Annotated in this window: 15 protein-coding genes, 1 pseudogene and 1 riboswitch; of the genes and pseudogenes, 5 read left to right on the forward strand and 11 right to left on the reverse strand. The window is 41.4% G+C overall.

The window, feature by feature from the left end:
* Positions 1–15: 15 nt before the first annotated feature.
* The 5 genes from FR7_RS16730 to cobS form a co-directional block, all read right to left on the reverse strand.
* Positions 16–1227 carry a sensor histidine kinase gene (locus FR7_RS16730; protein WP_007933531.1) on the reverse strand — a complete coding sequence of 404 codons (1212 nt, stop codon included), beginning with the start codon at positions 1225–1227 and terminating at the stop codon, positions 16–18.
* Positions 1228–1489: 262 nt separating this feature from the next.
* Complete coding sequence (locus tag FR7_RS16735) at positions 1490–2524, reverse strand: nicotinate-nucleotide--dimethylbenzimidazole phosphoribosyltransferase (protein WP_007933532.1); 1035 nt, start codon at positions 2522–2524, stop codon at positions 1490–1492.
* Positions 2525–2799: 275 nt separating this feature from the next.
* Complete coding sequence (gene ltrA / locus FR7_RS16740) at positions 2800–4209, reverse strand: group II intron reverse transcriptase/maturase (RefSeq protein ID WP_007937569.1); 1410 nt, start codon at positions 4207–4209, stop codon at positions 2800–2802.
* 497 nt (positions 4210–4706) lie between these two features.
* A riboswitch (cobalamin riboswitch) is annotated at positions 4707–4903 on the reverse strand.
* 105 nt (positions 4904–5008) lie between these two features.
* On the reverse strand, positions 5009–5620 hold the full coding sequence (gene cobC / locus FR7_RS16745) for an alpha-ribazole phosphatase (protein ID WP_007933534.1): 612 nt from the start codon (positions 5618–5620) through the stop codon (positions 5009–5011).
* An 18-nt stretch (positions 5621–5638) separates the two neighbouring features.
* On the reverse strand, positions 5639–6397 hold the full coding sequence (gene cobS, locus FR7_RS16750; protein WP_007933536.1) for an adenosylcobinamide-GDP ribazoletransferase: 759 nt from the start codon (positions 6395–6397) through the stop codon (positions 5639–5641).
* Between the two features lie 300 nt (positions 6398–6697).
* Here cobS and FR7_RS16755 point away from each other — a divergent pair, with 300 nt between their 5' ends.
* The 5 genes from FR7_RS16755 (at position 6698) to FR7_RS16775 (ending at position 11727) form a co-directional block, all read left to right on the forward strand.
* Complete coding sequence (locus FR7_RS16755; RefSeq protein WP_007933538.1) at positions 6698–7858, forward strand: iron-containing alcohol dehydrogenase; 1161 nt, start codon at positions 6698–6700, stop codon at positions 7856–7858.
* Between the two features lie 183 nt (positions 7859–8041).
* Positions 8042–8344, forward strand: a complete 303-nt coding sequence (locus tag FR7_RS16760) for a EutN/CcmL family microcompartment protein (RefSeq protein WP_007933542.1) — start codon at positions 8042–8044, stop codon at positions 8342–8344.
* 12 nt (positions 8345–8356) lie between these two features.
* Entirely contained in the window at positions 8357–9307 is a 951-nt protein-coding gene (locus FR7_RS16765; protein WP_007933543.1) for a magnesium transporter CorA family protein, read from the forward strand.
* A gap of 80 nt (positions 9308–9387) precedes the next feature.
* Entirely contained in the window at positions 9388–9957 is a 570-nt protein-coding gene (locus FR7_RS16770; protein WP_007933544.1) for a DJ-1/PfpI family protein, read from the forward strand.
* Between the two features lie 318 nt (positions 9958–10275).
* Positions 10276–11727, forward strand: a complete 1452-nt coding sequence (locus FR7_RS16775; RefSeq protein ID WP_007933545.1) for an APC family permease — start codon at positions 10276–10278, stop codon at positions 11725–11727.
* A gap of 14 nt (positions 11728–11741) precedes the next feature.
* Here FR7_RS16775 and FR7_RS24640 read toward each other — a convergent pair.
* From FR7_RS24640 to FR7_RS16800, 6 genes and pseudogenes are all read right to left on the reverse strand, one after another.
* Positions 11742–11897: pseudogene (locus tag FR7_RS24640) on the reverse strand (hypothetical protein); the annotation flags it as partial.
* Between the two features lie 257 nt (positions 11898–12154).
* Positions 12155–13576, reverse strand: coding sequence for a DASS family sodium-coupled anion symporter (locus FR7_RS16780; RefSeq protein ID WP_007933548.1), 1422 nt, complete (start codon positions 13574–13576; stop codon positions 12155–12157).
* Between the two features lie 27 nt (positions 13577–13603).
* Positions 13604–14464 carry a fumarate hydratase gene (locus FR7_RS16785; protein ID WP_007933550.1) on the reverse strand — a complete coding sequence of 287 codons (861 nt, stop codon included), beginning with the start codon at positions 14462–14464 and terminating at the stop codon, positions 13604–13606.
* Positions 14465–14474: 10 nt separating this feature from the next.
* Positions 14475–14984 (reverse strand): fumarate hydratase C-terminal domain-containing protein, encoded by a 510-nt coding sequence (locus FR7_RS16790; RefSeq protein ID WP_007933555.1) that lies wholly within the window; start codon positions 14982–14984, stop codon positions 14475–14477.
* Between the two features lie 15 nt (positions 14985–14999).
* Entirely contained in the window at positions 15000–15704 is a 705-nt protein-coding gene (locus FR7_RS16795; RefSeq protein ID WP_007933557.1) for an RraA family protein, read from the reverse strand.
* A 40-nt stretch (positions 15705–15744) separates the two neighbouring features.
* Positions 15745–16626 (reverse strand): DUF1932 domain-containing protein, encoded by an 882-nt coding sequence (locus FR7_RS16800; protein WP_007933558.1) that lies wholly within the window; start codon positions 16624–16626, stop codon positions 15745–15747.
* Positions 16627–16756 lie beyond the last annotated feature (130 nt).

Raw genomic sequence — 16756 nt, forward strand, 5'->3', positions numbered from 1 at the left:
CTTGCTGCACTGCTCTTACATTGGACTGTAGGGAAGGCGGATGTAAATGCTAGTCCCTTCTCCTAGTTTGCTCTCCATCGTAAGACCGTATTCATTACCGAAGTAATGCTGAATTCGCTTGTGAACATTAATAATTCCCAAGCCTGTCGTCTGCCCATGAATTTGTTTACGTTTTTCTGCACGAAAAATAGCTGCAACTTCCTCGGATGATATACCAATACCAGTATCCCTGACAATGAGAATAACCTCTTCCTCCTCAAGTCGCCCGCTAATGTGAACCACCCCACCTTCCACCTTACTTTCCAGTCCGTGAATAATGGCATTCTCCACTAAAGGCTGAAGAGTCAGAGGAGGAATTTTTATTTCCATAATGGACGCATCCACATCAATATAGGTCTGTATACGTTCGCCAAAACGCATCTTCTGGATCAGCAAATAATCTTTAATGGATTTTACTTCTTGTTCTAAGGTTCTTAATATTTCTATATCCCGCAAATTATTACGTAATAAATCCGATAGAGCATAGACTACTTCCTGAGTCTGACTCGCTCCCTCCAGCATTGCTAAACGAGCTATAGTATTTAAGGTATTAAATAAAAAATGCGGGTTGACCTGAGATTGCAGTGCTTTTAATTCCGTAGCACGGAGCATTGTTTCTAATTCCGCCTTGGCCTTTATCTCTTTTACAAGGTGCTTGCCCGCAAGATTGGCCACACCAATTTCTACAATATAATTTGACATAATGTAGATTAGATCTGCTGCCGCCTTTATGCGTTTCTCCGGCACGACTTCCACGATATCAAAAAATTCCGATAATCGTTCTGCCTCCAGTCCCAAATCATCTGTACAGCAGAACATATTGCTTTTAACATCATCATCTTCCTGGAGCAAAATAACTTGTCCTGCGAGAAATGCACCAATATATTGATTCTCTACAACTATAGGAGCCGCTAGATCCGTCAAGCCAGCATGACATGTATACACAAAAGGTTTCTGATTACGACGCCCTCCCTTATCATCACATTGCACACATCGGGTTAGCCCTTGAGGAAGAGAACGAACATAGCTGCAAAACTTTGTGAAATTACTGGGTTTTGTAATCGGATTGCCTTCAGGATCAACAATCACTGCCGCCAATCCCGTTGCTTCAGAGAATTTATCTTGTATTTCTTGTAAAATTTGAGTATTGACAATTTCGCCTAAGGTAAATCGATTTAATGCTTGCACTCGCAATCCTCCCCTTATCAAAACTTCTATACTATATCATTTGTTGCTATCATCCAACAACCAAACCACTCCAAGACCCCCATCTTTGACAAGCGGGGCCTTAGAGCGGCTGCATCGTTTGATAATAGGGCTTAATACAGCTAATATGAAAAAATATCAGCTGTATTAAGCCTTCCTTAACATGATAAGTATTAGATAAAAGGGAAACCAGTTCCTGCAAACAGCAATATTTTACTATATTATAGCAAGCAAAGACGATGTATTATACGGCAGCAGTCTGTGCTGACGCGGGTTCACTTAATACAAAATCGGAAAGTCTTGCCATGTTCTGCATAGTGTATGACATGGTTTTCAGCATAGAGACCATTAGAATCGCGCCTGTCCCCTCACCTAAAGCCATGTTGGCATGAAGAATCACATCCTCTGCCGGAATATTCCCCAACAATAGTGAGTAAGCCATACCTGGTTCTTTTGACATATGAGAAGGAATTCCGTACTTTTCAATTGTATTGTCTATACGAAATGCACAGGCATAGGCTACTGCTGTGATAAATCCATCAATTACAAAAGGAACACCCAGTTTGGCACATTGCAGCATCCCAGAACAAATACCTACAATGTCAAATCCTCCTACACAGCGTAGAATTTCTTCGACTTTTTGCATTTTATTTTTATGACGCTCTACACCTTTTGCTACTATATTTCGCTTATGCTTTAAAAATTCGCTGCTGCTCAATCCAGCTCCATAGCCAACAATGAATTCCGGCGGCATTCCTGTAAGAGCATGTAAAACAGCCGACGAGGTTGTCGTATTGCCAATCCCCATTTCACCAAAAGAGAAGATATTCACTCCTTCCCGCTGAATAAGGTCTGCTACTACTTCTTTTCCAACCGCCCAAGCCCGATCAAATTCTTCTTGTGTCATAGCCTCTTCTTTCATAAAATTTTTCGTTCCAAAGGCTACTTTATGATGAATACCAGCTTCTTTCTCGTTATTAATACCAATATCAATGACGCTGTAAGGTATTTGATTACATTGGCAAAAACAGCTTATCGTCGCTCTGCCGTCTGCCATATTCTTGGCTTGCAGATAGGTAATTTCCCCAGGGTAATTGACAACACCTTCTTCAATAATTCCATTATCAGCTGCAAAGATGATATGATGCGGTTTCATCTCCGAGTGAATTTCTCCCCATGCCATTATTACTTTCTTGAGGTGTTTTTCTAATTTTCCCAAACTCTGAGGTGGTTTCGCCGCCCCATTCAGCAATTCATCCACTCTGGCTTCCAAATCCATATCTGCCCCTCCTAAAATTATAATAGATAAGAAAAGCGTTAACACATTCTTTGAAACATATAAAACAGAATCGAACCGCAGAGGCGCAGAGAACACTGAGAAAAGATAGATATTTAATTTTTTCTCTGTGTCCTCCGCGGATCTCTGTGCCCTCTGTGTTCAACGTTTCCTCCAATCGCTGATATTAAAAATCGAGTAAGAGGCTACCCATTAGTTGAGTAGCCGACTTCTCACACCACCGTACGTACCGTTCGGTATACGGCGGTTCAACAGAATTAGTGTACTAGTGAATACCTTTCACTTATGGTGATGAAGCCGATTTTCCTGAGGTATTCATTGGTTAACGTCCGAGAAAGGATTGGGCTATTGGCTGTGTGCCAGTAGCTCTTTCTTGTATTGGCGTATTCCCACGCTTTGCGGTTATCTATGCCATGAGCAACAAGATTATCGTGCTTCGTCCCAATTTTCTTCCATTGCTTCCACAAGCACATTCGAATCCTTCTTCTCAGCCATTCATCCAATGCTTTAGCTAGGGTTTTCATATCAGCCATTCCAAAGTAGTTCATCCAGCCCACAATGCACTGCCGGAGCTTTTCCGCTCTTTGCTCCATGCTCATAGCATTGCTTCGTCCTGTTATTTCCTTCAGCTTTTGCTTGAATTTCTTTACAGGCTTAGGGTGAACTCTAATTCCTAATCCACCTTTTTTGTGATAGAACGAAAAACCTAGAAATTTCAGCTTCCACGGCCTGTCTACTGTACTCTTTTCTTGATTGACTTTGAGCCTTAATTTTTGCTCAAGAAATCGCGTGATACTTGCCATGACCCGTTCTGCCGCTTTCCGGCTTTTGACGTAAATATTCTGATCATCAGCATAACGACAGAATTTTAAGCCCCGTCTCGTGAGTTCAGTGTCCAGTTCATTCAGCATGACGTTACTCAGAAGTGGAGAAAGATTGCCCCCTTGAGGACAGCCTTCCTCGCTCTCCTGTACCACGCCATTTATCATGACTCCTGATTTCAGATATTTGCGTATCAGCGACAGCACTCGGCTATCTTCGATGGTTTCTGAAAGCAAGCGCATGAGTTTATCGTGATTTACGGTATCAAAATACTTTGCCAAGTCGATATCAACTGTCCAGGTGTATCCTGCCTCGATATATTCCTTGCATTTTACTACCGCTTGTTTTGCACTTCTGCCGGGTCTAAACCCGTAGCTATTTGCCGAAAACTGCATTTCATAGATTGGGGTTAATATTTGAGCTATAGCTTGTTGTATCACTCTGTCAACTACAGTAGGTATACCAAGTAGCCTTTTCCCCCCGTCCGGTTTCGGTATTTCTATCCGTCTGACCGGCTCGGGCTTATAGGTCCCTTCTAGTATGGATTGCCTGAGTTGGTTGCCGTTTTGTTTCAGGAATTGTAAAAGTTCATTTACTGTCATTCCGTCGACTCCATGGCTTCCTTTGTTACCCTTCACTCGCTTATAAGCAAGATTCATGTTATCTCGGTGAAGGATTTTCTCCAGCAATCCACCGGCGTATTCATTGTCACCGTTTCTTCCTCTTTCGGGCATGGGAGAAATGCTCGGCACTCCTACATTACCTCTGAGTTCCACTCTTGTCTCCTGTAGGCAGCCTTCTTTGTGAAGTTGTCTGCTTTCTACGCATTTCTTCGTACCTTTCAAAATTCGGAAACCTCCTATTGTTCGGTCCTTCCCAGAGCGTATATAGCCGCTCTGGTAGTATGACCTCTGCTGACTTCTGACAGCTCAGTCGTACATTACTGCACGGGTTGCCGTTTTCAAATTCATATCCACAGCTTGACTGTCAGATCTCCCCAGGTAAGAACGCTTACTTTCACTCCACCTATCTGCTACATTTACATCGCCCGCTTCGGATAGTTTAGGGCTTCGTTTTGTGCGGCAAACTCACCCAGCTGACATATGCCTTGTATGTAGTTCGTCTTCCTCAGACCGGAGTTTTGCCGCCGACTTCCTTCAGATTCCACCTCGCGATGGACACCCTTGTCTTAGGCTAACGGTTGGCACTATCAACCCCCGTATTGGACTTTCACCAACTAGTAAGCGCCCATGCTGGGCACACCACAAAAATACCTAGCCCAAAAGGCTAGGTATTTTATATAAAAATCCCATCCTTCTGGCATTACCCCTTACGCGAGGGTAGATGACAGCCATAACAGGCAGGTCTCCTGACTTACGGATCTTTAAAATTCCTGCGCCTTCCTGGTTTCCCAGTGGCATTTGCAGGACTTTCTCCCCGATTACAGTGGCGCGACCGCGTCGTTTAAGGAATATGCTTCCCTTCCGAACTTCCCTATTCTCCTCTAGTTAAAGAGGCACCTGTTTGGTGGCAATTTATTCTGTTATCACAATAGTACTACAGTTTATCTCATTCTCCTATCCACTATTCGCAGATGAGCAATATAATCAAGTAGTTCGTTAAAAAAATCCCATTTAGCCTGTATCAAATATCTTTGACGTGCCAAGTGTCATTCACTAACGCTACTACTGCTCGATTATCAATATAATCAATTATATTGATTGCGGAGCTATCCTGTCGCATAGACCACATTTTATCTAAACCGATTCCCAATGCAGCACAAAGCAGTACTCTCATCGTTCCCCCATGGGAAACAAGCACAATGGTCTGCTCTTGATGCTTTTTGACACACTCTTGCAGTGCGTGAGTTACACGTTGTTTAACAACCTGAAAGCTTTCCCCTTGAGGCGGACCGATTTCACCTGGCTTAGAATACATTGCAGTTAAGATTTCTGACCAATCTGCCATAATTTCTTGATAGGTAAGTCCTTCCCAAATGCCAAAATTAATTTCACGAAACTCCGGCTTGGTTATAACGGGCAATTCATGATACTTGGCAATAGCCTCAGCAGTCTGCTGTGCCCGCAATAAATCGCTGCTATAGATTGCGCTTATTTTTTCCTTCGCTAAGCGTTTTGCTACTAAATTTCCTTGTTTTATTCCTCTTTCATTTAATGAAATATCGCTATGCCCTTGATATTTCCCCTCTTGATTCCAGGAAGTCTGACCGTGACGCACAAAAATTACCCGAGTCAAAGAATCACCTTCTTTCCGCTATGAATAAATAATGAATACCAACAAGGTAACAATTTCCGTCAGTTCAATCGTCGCCCCATATACATCCCCTGTTAAACCGCCGAGACGTTTACTGACATATTCAGAAAGAAGAAACGCAAAACCTATACCGATAACTCCACTTACGATTACAATTTTACCCAAAGGAATTAGCAGCAATGCTGCTAATATTCCGGCCACATAAAGGGTATACTTATGTGAAGATTGATAAAATGCCTTTCCTAGCCCTTCCGGCCTGGCATAAGGATAGAATGTAATCGGAATGACAACGGCTGTCCGTCCTACAATCGGCATAACTAAAACGGCTAAGGGTAACAACTTAGGATCCATATCCATAAGCAAAGAATATTTTACAAAGATTAACAGACAAAAAGACATTGCACCAAAAGCACCGACTCTGCTGTCTTTCATAATCTCTAACATTTTTTCACGAGGTTTTCCTGAAAAAACACCGTCAATGGTGTCCATTAACCCATCACAGTGTAAACCCCCGGTCAATATGATTTCAAACAAAATCAATCCGATTGCCAGAAGGTGCATCGGTATTTTTACTCCCAAAAGCCCTTGCGCTCCATATACAATCCCAGCTAAAATCAAACCAATAATCCCGCCAATAAGCGGGAAATATTTAACACTCTGACTAAAGCTATTTGGCGACCATTGGGTTTGTGCTTTGATTGGAATTCGTGTCAAAAATTGAAACCCGGTAATAAAATCGCCAATCACATTTCCAAACAAACTTTTTGCCTCCCTCATACCTTGCTGCACTTTCCATATAATAATCATTCCGTAACGTGAAGTTTCTTTCCTTCTTACATTTAGACATTTAGCAATTTTTTTTCGTAAGATGTTAATAAAATTCCATAGTCTGATTTACTCTTACAACTGGCAAAGTAAAATCATATATAGGTTCTCCTTTGTTATCTTGTATTGATTTATTGCTCAATCACCAAAACTAGCCATAATAACCCTTGCTGAAATAAAATAGCAATGTTATGGTTATTTTAACTACGCTGATATAAGGAGGTTAAGAAAAATATGAACAAAAAAGTCATTGAATATTTTATGACACCTATAAGTATTTTAGGCGTTGGCTGCTTGGATCAAATCGTAAACTATATAAAGCCTATGGCATTTCGCAAGGCTCTTATTGTAAGCGATAAAATACTAGTGGAAATGAAATTAATTGATAAATTAACAGATGTTTTAAAAAGTGCGGGTGTATTTTACATCATCCATGATGATGTTTCCCCTAATCCAACAATCCCGCAAGTAGATTATGGCTTAAAATTGTTTCAGGATAATGGTTGTGATTTTCTGATTTCCTTTGGCGGAGGTTCACCTCATGACTGCGCTAAAGCCATTGCTTTACTCGCAACCAATGGAGGGGAGATCAAGAACTATGTAGGACTTAATAAATCCAAAAAGACCTCTGCTCCTTTAATTGCCATCAATACAACTGCCGGCACGGGCAGCGAATTGACTCGGTTTTGTGTAATTACGGATGAAAAAAATCACATTAAAATGACAATTACCGATTGGCATGTAACACCGATTATCGCCGTAAATGATGCAGAACTTATGTTAGGAATGCCGCCCGGTCTTACTGCTGCTACAGGAATGGATGCATTGACTCATGCGATTGAAGCCTATGTATCTACCAATGCCACCCCTGTCACAGATTGTAAAGCTCTAAAAGCCATTGAACTGATTGCGGGTTATCTTAAAACTGCCTTTTCAAATGGCAGTGATATACATGCAAGAGAAATGATGGTTTACGCCGAATATTTAGCTGGAATTGCCTTTAATAATGCCAGCTTAGGCTATGTACATGCTCTAGCACACCAACTAGGCGGAATGTATAACTTGCCCCATGGTTTAGCCAATTCGATCATGCTGCCTTATGTTGTCGACTATAATCGCCATGCTGTACCTCATCACTATGCTGCCATTGCCCGTGCTTTAGGTAAGGATACTAAAGATCTATCAGACGAAGCTGCGGCTTTGCTGGCAGTAGCTGCAATTAAAGAACTAATTCAGGATCTTAAGATCCCTAAGACCCTTTCTGAAGTACGGGGATTTAATGAAAAAGATATTCCAACTCTTGCAGCAAACGCTCTCAAAGACATTTGCTGCGTAACCAATCCTCGCCAAGGTCCTCAGGAGGAAATCGAAGGCATCTTTAGATCCGCCATCTAAGGAAAATACAAAACTTATACTTGTAAAATATCATTTCCAAGATAATCCCTTTTATGTTTAATTTGCAAAACAATAATATTCCATGGTGACACAAAATAATACAAAGGGAATTGTAATCTTTTATCCAATAAAGACAATAGATAAGGAAAAGACTAAACCGAAAAAGGATTGGGAGGAAATTTTATGTGGCTTGGCAAAGTGGTAGGAACCGTTGTGGCCCCGACTAAAAATGAAAGTTTAATCGGCAATAAGTTATTAGTGGTTCAACCCTTAAATTTAGACGGAATGAACACCATCAGCCTGCAAGTTGCAGTCGATACTGTAGGAGCAGGCAATAGCGATACGGTGTTAGTATCTACTGGAAGCTCTGCACGGCGGGTAATGAACAACGACAATAGTGCTGTTGACGCAGCCATTGTCGGAATTGTAGAAAATATCGATTTAGAAGGTATTTCTAAGGCACAATATTGGGTGCAAAAAGGCTAATAGGAGAAGAATATGCTGACAACCTACAAAACATTGCAAGACAAGCTCCAGGAAGTTTCATGGGACCCTTCTGAAAAGGGAGTTTGGATAAAGCTCATCGACCCAACAGTAGAAGAGATCTTACAACTGTCAGCTGCCGCTCAAATCCCTGAATACTTTTTTCGCTTTGCAATCGATGAAGATGACTGTCCTAGAATCATCTTAGGACAAAACTGTATTCTTGCTATTATTCACGTACCCCTTTCTCTCGGCGAGGATCGTTATGAAACATCCCCTCTCAGCATTATACTAACTCCGCATACAACGATCACCATCAGTGATCATTTAGTCCAAGTGCTCCCTGAACATAACGATCGAAGCCGTTTCTTATTTGACACTGCCAGGAGAACCCAATTTTTCTTTCAAATATTGTATCATGCAGATACAGTTTTTTTGAAGTACATACGCCAAATCCGCAGACGGACAGATGAAATTGAACTTAACTTACGCAAATCAACAACAAATGAAGAAGTCTTTCAGCTCCTTGACCTGGAAAAAGGACTCACTTATTTTACCGCTGCTTTGCGCGGCAATGTAATTGTGGCTGAGACAATACTTCGTATGCGCTCAGACCCACAAATGCGCCCTTTACTGCAAATGCATGAAGAGGATGAAGACGTCTTAGAAAGCGTTATTATTGAAAATAAACGGGCCTTAGAACTCGTACAGACCTATAGTGAAATTCTAAGCAGTATGATGGATGCCTTTTCTTCTGTCATCAATAACAATCTAAATCATATTATGAAATTCTTGGCTTCCGCAACCATATTGATCTCCATTCCAACGATGATTTCAAGCTTTTGGAGTATGACCGTTCCTGTACCTGGAAACGATACAGCGATAGGTTTTTGGCTCGTTTTATTTTTTGCCCTTACTACCAGCTGCTGCGTTGGTCTTTATCTTAGAAAAAAAGGTATACTTTAATCATTAGGGGATGATGCATGCAGGAAAGATAGCTTAGGATCTAGAAATCCTACGGTAATCAAAAAGGAGGTTTTACAATCATGACAAAAAAGATCTTATTGTTAACGGGTGACTGTGCAGAAGACTATGAAGTGAAAGTACCTCAACAAGCATTAATGATGCTAGGCTATCAAGTAGATGTCGCCGCTCCAAACAAAAAAGCAGGTGACACATTACAGCTAGTCGTACATGATTTTGTAAATCTAGATACCTATATCGAATTAACTGGTCATCGTATCCCCGTAGATATAGCAACCGTCGATGTAAATCCCGATGATTATATAGGTCTTGTCATTCCAGGCGGACGGGCACCTGAATATATTAGAATGTATGATGAAAGCATTGCCATCGTTCAAGCATTTTTCACAGCAGACAAACCTGTTGCCGCTGTTTGCCACGGCACCCAGCTTCTCGCTGCTGCTGGTGTATTATCGGATCGCAATGTTACCTCGTACCCTGCCTGCTCTGCAGAATGCCGCCTGGCTGGAGCCACTTGGCAAGATCAGCCCGTTGTCACCTGCGGCAAATTAGTCACCGCTCAAGCATGGCCCAATCATCCTGCTTGGCTCAAAGCTTTTGTTGACTTGTTAGGTGCTCAGATTACAATTTAATTCAGTTGAAGGTATCAGCAGCATGCTGATACCTTCTTTTTTAAAATTTTATAATTTTTATCCATTAAATACGTCCACATATAGGACGTATTTTCCACATACAGTGTACTATTACTGAAAATATTACTTTAATCTAATCTTTTTGCAATTCATATTTGTTATAATTGTTTTACTATAAAAAACTTGAGTTTCCTTCCACAAGCTCAAATCATTCTAATGCAATCAGTCCTAATCTTAAGGCTGATTGCCTCCTTTCTAAAAGAATGATAGAATAAATTGTCTTCTCAGAGAAGACAATTTGAAAGGAGAGATTTATCTATGGCTCAGGACGGGGTAAAAAAACTAAGGTGGTATAATCTTGCTCTTATGGGTTTTATCATGGTTTGGGGTTTTGGCAATGTAGTTAATAACTATGCCAATCAAGGACTCACAGTTATCGTTTCATGGATACTCATCATTGGACTTTATTTTGTTCCCTACGTGTTAATGGTCGGTGAAATGGGTTCTACCTTTAAAGATGGAAAAGCAGGTGTCAGTACCTGGATTCGCTCAACCACAGGTCCTTTACTTGCTTATTTCGCTGGCTGGACCTATTGGGCGGTGCATGTACCGTATCTTGCACAAAAACCACAAGCAGCATTAGTAGCCCTAGGCTGGGGCATCTTTCAAGATGGAAAGTTTATCAAGGCATTTAGCCCCATGACTTTACAACTTATGACATTAGCAATCTTTCTATTTTTCCTCTGGGTTGCATCCAGGGGGATTACATCATTAAAACGCATCGGAACTGTTGCAGGTCTCTCCATGTTGGTAATGTCTTTCTTATATGTAATTTTAATGATTGCGGCACCAGCTATTCGAGGTGCTGCTGTAGCAACCACAGACCTAAGTTATCATACATTTATTCCCAACTTTGACTTTACTTACTTTACTACGATTTCCATGCTAGTGTTTGCAGTTGGCGGGGCTGAAAAGATATCTCCTTACGTAAATAATACGAATAATCCTACTAAAGAGTTTCCCCGTGGAATGATTATTGTTGCTGTTTTAGTAGCTCTTTCTGCATTGTTAGGTTCTGTCGCCATGGGTATGATGTTTGATGCCAACAACATACCCAAAGATTTAAAAATGAATGGCCAATATTATGCTTTCCAAATGCTGGGACAATATTATGGGGTAGGTAATTTTCTCCTTATCTTGTATGCAATTGCCAGTGCTCTCGGTCAGCTTTCTGCTCTCGTATTTTCGATCGATGCTCCACTTAAAGTATTACTGGCAGAAGGTGACTCTAAGTATATCCCAGCTATTTTGACCAAAACCAACAAATACGATGCCCCCATCAACGGATATAAATTAACTGCCATACTTGTCGGAATCATGATTATTATTCCAGCCTTAGGAATCGGTGATATGAATTCTTTATACAATTGGCTACTCGACTTAAATTCCATAGTCATGCCTTTGCGCTACTTGTGGGTGTTTGTTGCCTATATGGCACTACGCCGTCTTGTTGGAAAATTCAATTCTGAATACAAATTTATCCAAAACTCCAGGCTTGCAATCACGATTGGCTTGTGGTGTTTCCTCTTTACCGCTTTCGCCTGTATCATGGGTATGTTCCCGAAAGGCGTGCAGCTTTATACCTCACAATGGTATTTCCAATTGTCCCTTAATTTATTGACACCTTTTGTTCTTTTAGGCTTAGGGTTCATACTGCCTTCAATCGCTAAATGGAATAATCGGAAAGATACTAAGACAATTTCAAACTAAAAATAAAGAAGCTGTTATGGTTTGGTGGCAGCCCCTTGGGTGCTTAGATATACGCCGGAAATAATCCACAAGCCGTCCATAATCTCACTCCGCCCTAGAGGTTCCCCAAAAAATACAACGCCAAAAATCATTCCCGCAATCGGAACGATATTAAAGAAGATCGACGCTTTGCTGGGTCCTACAACTTAAACTCCGTTATTCCACCAAGTCATCGCCAAAATTCCACCACTAATGGCCATGGATGCTACTCCGCTTACGATTATCTAAATCCGACATACAATAATGCATCTTTATAAGATGTAAGCAAATTCTTCTCTTTCAGGAAACGCTGCGTCAAAACCAGAAAGAGGCCGTCTGGAGAAAAGCATTCCCTCCAGACGGCCTCTTTTATTATCTATACGGCCATGCCCTAGACTTATGAGAGCAGTTAGATAATCCCTAAAAGCTTCCACCATCCGTATCCTATCGTCATTGTAACGACGAAACAGACAATCGCTATTACAGCACCTACAATCCACCAAGTCTTAACGGTGTTATAGCCTGCACCAAAGATGATGGGGGCCGCTCCCCCTCCATAATGCGTCAGGGATCCGCCATATGAATTCGTCCCTGCCAATACCAAGGCCAATGACATCGGTTCGATACCCGCAACCTTACCAACAGTAAGCAGAACCGGCAACATAGCAACCGCATACGAACTAGCCGATGCAAAGAAATATCGGATAACTATGCTGAAAAAACCGATAATAACCAAAGCAAGAAAAGGATTATTGCCAAAATTGATATTATCCTTAATAACATCTGCAAGCCATGGGAAAAACTTGGCTTTGTCAAGCGCACTAGCAAGTCCTATGATGCCGCCAAACCAAATCAGCGTGTTCCATGCTCCCTTATTGTCCAAAAATTCATCCCAGCCAATAACACCAAGCAAGAAACATAAGCTCATGCTGACAATGGCGACAGCCGTTTCATTGATGACAAGTTTGATGCCGAAAAGGCCAAAAACAGAGGGAAGCGCCCATCCTAAAAGAGCGAAGATAAATATCCCCACCAAAATTTTTTCTTTTTTTTGCATCGGGCCTAAATCCCTAAGGCCTTCTTCAACAAGCTTTTTATTATCAATTTTAGTGAGTTCCGGCTTATCCATATAATAGCCAATCAGGGGAACTAAAACCAGTAGTACCAGTCCAGGTACCAGCATAGCCACAGCCCACAAGCCCCAATCAAGCTGCACCCCTAAAATTTTCTTACTAAATTCGATCATAAGAAGATTGGGCGCCATGGCCGTAGCAAACATAAAACTGGTAACCTTCATAACAAAATAGATATTTAACATCAAATAAGAACCAGCTTTTTTTGCTGTTGCTCCCGGTTCAGAACCTATGGTTTTTACCACTGAAAGGATGATCGGAAATACAATCCCTCCGCTACGTGCTGTATTCGAAGGTGTGATAGGCGATATCACAAGATCCAAAAGGGCAGTAACATAGCCGAGCCGCAGCGTCGTATTCCCGAAGGAGCGGGTCATGCTGTAAGCAATACGTCTTCCAAGACCTGTTTTTATAAAGGCAACACCAAAACCAAAAGCTGAAAACACCAGCCATACAGTTGTCGAAGCATATCCAGCGAGAATAATGCTCACATTGTTCAAAAATAGACCTGCAGCCCCAACGGTTGATAGAAGAACCAAAGCTTCTGAGAACGGCTTTAAAATCAGCCCCACAATTGCTGATAAATAAAATCCAAAAAGACGCCATGCACTCACTGTCAAACCTTCCGGTGGTGTAATAAACCATATAGCAAGAGGTATAATTACCATGGGAATAACTCGCCAAGCTCCATTTTTCATTTTATTCCTCCCCACTCAATCTGTCCGTTAAAATTCACAGAATGCCTTCCGCGGACCCACACAACATTCTGTTCGCAAAGAAACAACCCTCCAGCCACTAGCCCGTTGCATACCAATTTTTACAAACGTAGCCAACACAGAACTTTCTCCACCCAATCCAAGTGCGCCAATATGTTCTGCCGATACCTTTTCTGTGATACTTTTCTCAATTTCACTTTGTTCATCAAAATTAGCATCTTTTAAAGCTTCAACTGCCAATGCGGAAGCCTCGAAATTGGTTCTGCCTACACCAAAAGCCAGTATGGCCGGTTGACATCCAAGTAACGCCACCGCTTCTTTTGCCCATGCGACCATTTCATCTAACACAACATCAAAATTATGCTTGTGAAAAACACGCAGTGTTTTTCCTCGCAATTCCGGACCACCGCCTAACATGAGAACATGCACTTTAATTTTATCTCCTGTCACACGAATGATTCGTACTGGTGCCATAGCTAAATAACCAGGATCCTCTGACAACCCCTTTTCTTGAGAAATACGCTCCTTCTCATTACCCAAAACCCCCATCGCACGGGCAGGCAGTCGACGAAGCCCCTCTGCAACGCCCTGCTCGACAGCATTGAGAAAATAACCTGGCAATATCGCATTTTCACCTAACTCAATAATAACATGTGGCGTTCCTGTATCATCACACAGCGGAGCTGAACGTTCCTCTGCAATCTGTGAATTCTCAATTAATTTTTCAAGAACCCATTTTGCATTTTCATTCGTTTCTCTTGCGATAGCTCTCTCATAAGCACGAATTTGATCTGAGGCAAACGTAGAACTTGCTTTTACCAAAGTATCCGCCACACGATCTATAATCACATCAACCTGTAAATTTTCCATTTCATCCTCCTCACTTTCTGTCAAAAATTGATTCTCCATGTGCAATTGCAACAATCGCAGGGAAATCCTCTATTATCAGTTCATATAGAGCCTCAATACCTTCTTCAGGAAAAGCAGCAACTTTTTTATGTCTCATTTTAGCGGTCAAAAGAGCTGAAACAGGTGGTGTGACGGCGAAGATTGCACCTTCCTCCTTTAGGGCACGAACGGTTTCATCGGTAAGCTTTCCTTTACCCAAATGAATTTTTATCCCGGCCTTTGATAAAAGAGGAATGGACTCCTCAATTTCCAGTTTATTGCTCGATGTCGGACCTATCCCGGCATCACTAACCGCAGTATGAAAAATCACACCGCCCTCTAAATAAATACCATTTTTTTCTAATTCTTGTTTTTTATAAAGCTTCATTAATTTTGGCAAAGCTGCATCTCTGCCAGCATATATTTTTCCAGTGATTGTAATCTGATCGTTTATTTTTAATTTATTAATAACTTCTTGTGTTAAAGGCGTTCTTAATTCCATAAAGGTTATCCTCCATTATTTTTTATTCAACATGTCCAATACCCAGCCTGGAGCCAAATTAGGAAGAGGGGTTCCCTCGACCTTGCATTTCTCATATGCTGCAATATCTTCACGGCGCTTCACCTCATAGGAATCTTTCGCCTCCGCAGCCGCCAATACTTCTTCAATCATATCTCTTGGGATAACCGTAACGCCATCATAATCTCCAACGACTAAATCACCTGGGATTACTCGAATACCTGCACATTCAACTTCCGTATTAATGCGGCCCGGACCAATTTTCGCTGGAGAACGCTGCATAAACCCTCTTGAATATACTGGAATCGGCAAATCTCTAAGCCCATGCTTATCACGTACACAACCGTCGACAACGAGTCCATTTAACCCAATGGCTGCTGCTGCACCAGCCATTAAATCACCAAGATAAGCTCTTTCCATATAGGCTTTACCTGCAATAACCAGCACATATCCAGGTTTTCCTTGATAAATTGCCACATGAATCGGAAAGTTATCTCCCTCCATAGTATCCACAGTACATGCTGTGCCAATCATCAGCTTATCCGGATCTACCGGCATCAAAGCAGCATCCATACAGCCACTTCTCGGAATCCCTAATTTTTCCATGCCATCGCACAACTGCGCTGGACTTAATTTTTTCACACGCTCAATCAATTCATCGGAAATCAATTCTGGTAATTCATTATAAATTGCATTTTGCATTGTAAATCCCCCTACAATTTTATTTTTTATAATTTTATTCTCATTTTAAATTCATATATTTTTTCATTGCATCCTGATAACCGAGCTTGCTGCCGCCCTCGCCCAGTAAGTTCATCCAATCTTGCCCTGCCATTTGATCTAATTTTGCAACAGTTGCTTTAGACATAGATGCATCTACATTCAGTGTTTCTAATGTGTTTACAACATCTTTCATTTCAGCACTGCGGCGTGCAGCGTGAATCAGCGTTCTTGCAATAAAGGTATCTGCTAACTTCTGTATACTTTTTCCTTCCAACGAGCCGCGCAGAGATTCCACTAAAATGTCCAAAACCCCATATTTTTGTGCCCCTTCAAAGGACTCAAACATCAATTGCGGTAACCCTTTCATAACAACGCTCTTAAACATTTTAATAGCAGAAGCGCCCCCTGCCGGAGCCTCCAGCACTGTTAAATTCATACCGAAAGATGCAAATTTTTCAGCAAAGGCAGTCGCACCATCTCCAGAAAGAAACATAGGAACCTTATGTCGATTACCTGGAACCGTTCCCATAACCCCCGCATCACAGAAGAGTACGCCTTCAGCTCTCGGTAATCTTTCTATCTGTTCTTCAACAGTCGGTGCAGCAGAATTCATGTCGATATAAACCTGCCCTTTTTTCAAATATTGAAAAGCATCCTTAGCGACCGCAACAGCGTCTTTCGCACTTGTCAAAGAAAAAATGAACTCACCATTTTGACAGGCTTCACTCAAATCATCGAACAAAACAACACCTAGTTCCTTTGCTCTTTCAAGAATAAGCTTCCCTCGAATCGGATCCTTTGCACATACATCAAAAGCTCCCATCTCTCCAAAGCCTTCTGACTTTAATCCAACTGCAATATTATAAGCAGCTTCGCCAAAACCAATAAAAACTAATTTCATAACATCGACCTCCAAATTTTGTAAAATACAACTTTCCTTTATATTTGAAATTTTTACCAAATAGACATTTATGCAACCCAAAAATTCTGATTAATACGTCCTGCATTAAATGCCTAAATAAAATTCAGAA

This window comes from Pelosinus fermentans DSM 17108 (genome assembly GCF_000271485.2).
Taxonomy (GTDB): domain Bacteria; phylum Bacillota; class Negativicutes; order DSM-13327; family DSM-13327; genus Pelosinus; species Pelosinus fermentans.